Genomic DNA, 3,395 nt, shown 5'->3' with positions numbered 1-3,395 from the left:
AAGCGCGTCATGGCGAGAGGGTCTGCCAGGAGCACGCTGGTGTCGAGAACGTACGAGCGGCGGTCGCCCTTGCGGGATCGGGAGTCCCGATCGGATCCGGTGGCCATGAAGGCTCGGTCGTCCATGTGCTCGTCTCCTCAGGCAGCTGGTCTCGGTCCCTGGGAAACTCCGGGACCGTCGTGGGGTCGCCGTGTGCTCCGGTCGCTGTCCGGAGCGCTTCTCGGACGGGAGGACCGCGCTTCGCGGGAAGCTGCGGTCTGCTGTGGCGGGCCTCCGGCTGGTCGCAGGGCGGCATGGCTGCCGTTCGGGTGCCGGGCGATCGGCCCACCGTTCGATGAGCTTCGCCCTGATCAGCGAGTTGACGCTGTCGCCGGTGGGGCTGTCAAGGGCCTGCCGGAGGTGTTCCGGAAACCGTGACCGGAGGGTGCTGTCCGGCCCCGCCCCGGTCGCCCAGGGTGTCCGGCCGTGCTCCCGGGGTGCCCGTCCGGGGTGTGCGGCCGCGCTCCGCGGTGCCGAGGGCGTACGGCGGCTCAGGAGGGGGCGGCCGAGGGCGACGTCGCCGGTGCCGTCGCCGGGGCAGCCGTCGGGGAGGGGGACGGGGACGGGGACGGCGGCGGTGTCGTGGACGGGGACGGTGTGGGCGCGAGCGCGGGCGCGGGCGTGGTCGTGGTCGGGGTCGGGGACGGTGTGGGCGTGGGGGGCGGCGCCGGGGCGCTGGTCCGGTTCGGTGCCGAGGTCCGGCCCGGAGAGGGGGAGCCGGCCGGGGTGTGGGGGGTGGGCACCGGTGTCCGGGTGGTGGTCGGGGCGCCGGACGGTGTGGCCGTCGGCCGGTCCCGCGCCGCGGCCGGGGCGGCGCCGTCGCTCGGCGGTGCGGCGGTGGCCTGCCCGGGGGAGGGCGGAGCGGCCGCCGGTGCTTCGGCCGGCTCCTGCACCGCCTCCTGCACCGGCTGAGGGTTCGACTGCGGGGCGGGCTTCGGGGCCGGGTTCCGGGCCGGCTCCGCCGAGCCGGCCGCGGTCGGGTCGGGGACGGTCGGCGGGGACGAAGTCCCGGGAGCGCCGGCCGTCGGGGACGGGATGGATGGCACCGGCGGCGTCGGGCTGTCCGTCGCCGGGGCGGGGGCCGCGCCGGGGGCCGGCGCCGCGGTGGGGGCGGGTACGGGCGTCGGACGGGCGGGCGCGCGGAGGCTCGGCGACGCGGCGGAGGTCCGCGCCCGGGGCGGGCCGGCCAGGGGAGAGGAGACCGGGGCGCTCGGCGCCTGGGTCGCGGCGGGTGACGACCAGAGGGTGGTCGACGCGGGGGAGACGGCGGCGGCGCTCGCGCCGGCCGGCAGGGACGAGGACGGGGCGGCCGTTACGGGCCCGTCCGTCCCGCCGGGCCGGAAGGCGCCGGACGCGCTGGGAGCGGGCGGCGACCCGAACGCCGCCGGGCCACCGGGTGCGGGTGGTTGGAGGGCCCAGCCCAGGCCGGCGGCGGTGACGGCCACGACGGCGCCGGCCGCGCCCAACGTGCGGCTCAGGGAGGGGGATCGCCGGTGCTTCGCCTGGGTGCTCAAGGTGGCAGGGCCTTTCGTCCGGCCCCGGACCGGGCCAGGGCTGTGCGGGGCGGCCGACGACCGGCCGGCCCGGGGCGGTGCGCGTCGCTGTCGCGCCGGCCGACGGGGTTCCCCTACCGCCGGCCGGGCGCGGCAGCGGCTCAGTCGTCGTCGTCCAGGTGGAAGCCGCGGAGCTGGGCCGGGACGGGGACCTTCAGGGGCGCGGGGGACGGCCGGGACGGCGTGCCGGTCTCCGGCCGGACGGTGGGCGCGGGCGGGCCGTCCGCCGGAATCTCCAGCTGGTTCAGCTGCAGTGCGACGAAGGACTTCAGGCGGGTCCGGTACTCCTGCTCGAAGCTGTGCAGGGAGTCGATCCGGGCCTGCAGCACGGACCGGGCCGACTCCAGGGCGCCGATCGACGTGCGGTGCCTGTCCCGGGCGTCCCGGTCCAGGGCCTCGGCCCTGTCCCGGGCGGCCCGCTCGATGCTCTCGGCCCGGCCGCGCGCCTCGCCGACGAGTGCCTCGGCCTCCCGGCGGGCCGTCTCGGTGGCCCGGTCGGCGACCTGCTGGGCCATCTCCAGCAGCCGGGCGGCGTTGCCGGCGTCCGGGGCCGGCCGGGGCGGCAGCGGCGCGGGAGCCTGTGGCCCGGCCCGGTCGGCCGGGGGCACTGCGGGGTGCGGCTGTGCCACCTGCTGCCGGCTCTGCTGCTGCGATCGTTTCCTTGTGGCTGCGGCGAGTTGGGCCCGCAGGGCTTCGTTCTCGCGGCGCAGGCGGGTCAGGGCGGCTTCGACGGCGTCGAGGAAGTCGTCGACCTCCTTCACGGCGTAGCCCTCGCGGAGGCGGACGATCGTGAACTGCTGGGCGCGGATGTCTTCGAGGGTCAAGGTCATGGTGGTTCACCCCGGCGTGGTGCTGGTTCGGCGTGCGGAGGTCCGGTGGTGCGCCCGGACGGAGGACGGCCGGGGCGGCGGGACCCGTCTTCTGCCCCGGTTCCTGATCGGGGCAGCTGAGAGCCGGCGCGGTGGGGGCGGCGCGTGAACGGGCCGGCCCGCTCCGGGCGGCGGACGGGTGCAGTCGTCGTGGGGCGGCGGGCCAGGGTTGGCGGCAGGGCGCCGGCCGACGGCGGTGTGTGCACGAATTTCCGTGCGGGCTTTCTATCCCATCCTTCGGTCGCGCGTCCAGTACTTCCTTCGTCCGGGACGGCCCCGGTGCCGGATGCACCCTCGCCCGGGCGGTGCCGCCCGGCCCGGTGCCCCTGACCTTCCAGTCGTCACCTCCCAGCCGAACGAGGGGTCCGCTCCACCGCCGGGGCGAAGGTCGGGGGATGAGGCCTTGGGGGTTCCCTTGCGATGAAAAGCAAACAGAGCACGACAAGAGTAAACAGTCTCGCTGACTGCCATGTTGCCACGCGCGGAGGGGTCGGGTGGGGTTGGTGTGTCGTCCACGGTAGGCAGCCGGGGCAGGTGCACCGCCGGTCAGGTCGGCCAAGCTTGCTCAACTTGTCGGTCTGCCGGGGTGCTTGTAACGGTGAGGTTGCGAAAGCGGTCCCCTTGCCGGGAATGGCTTGACGTGGATGTCGGCGGAGCGCTTTCCTTGCCCCACGCCGTTGGAAAACGGTGAATTCTGATTGGTTCTGATGCCCGAACCGGTTGGCCCTCCCGCCCCTGGAGCAACCCATGTACACCTCCCGCAACCGCCTCGCCTCGGCCGCCGCACTCGGCCTGGCGGTCACCCTGGGCCTGAGCGCCTGTTCCACCGGCCAGGAGTCGTCCCCGGCCGCCTCTGGACCGGCTGCGCCGGTGGACGGGAAGATCTCGATCACCTACCTGCAGAAGCAGGGCGACCAGGAGTACTTCGTCGGCG

At 75.8% G+C, this 3,395-nt stretch carries 2 protein-coding genes and 1 pseudogene; 2 read left to right on the top strand and 1 reads right to left on the bottom strand.

The window, feature by feature from the left end; genetic code table 11:
• Window positions 1–621 precede the first annotated feature (621 nt).
• Window positions 622–951, top strand: coding sequence for a hypothetical protein (locus tag IE329_RS39660; RefSeq protein ID WP_190215928.1), 330 nt, complete (start codon window positions 622–624; stop codon window positions 949–951).
• Between the two features lie 742 nt (window positions 952–1,693).
• Here IE329_RS39660 and IE329_RS39655 read toward each other — a convergent pair.
• Entirely contained in the window at window positions 1,694–2,422 is a 729-nt protein-coding gene (locus IE329_RS39655; RefSeq protein WP_190215927.1) for a DivIVA domain-containing protein, read from the bottom strand.
• Between the two features lie 786 nt (window positions 2,423–3,208).
• On the opposite strand from IE329_RS39655, the pseudogene IE329_RS39650 reads away from it, so the two are divergent.
• Window positions 3,209–3,395 (top strand): annotated as a pseudogene (locus tag IE329_RS39650) (substrate-binding domain-containing protein); the annotation flags it as partial.

This window comes from Kitasatospora indigofera, from assembly GCF_014655955.1.
Lineage (GTDB): Bacteria > Actinomycetota > Actinomycetes > Streptomycetales > Streptomycetaceae > Kitasatospora > Kitasatospora indigofera.
The sequence above is the reverse complement of the archived record's forward strand: the minus strand, read 5'-3'. Positions and strand labels throughout refer to the sequence as shown.

Excerpts from the sequence above, each read along its gene's own strand:
- IE329_RS39655 (WP_190215927.1), bottom strand. The coding sequence starts at position 2,422 with ATGACCTTGACCCTCGAAGACATCCGCGCCCAGCAGTTCACGATCGTC.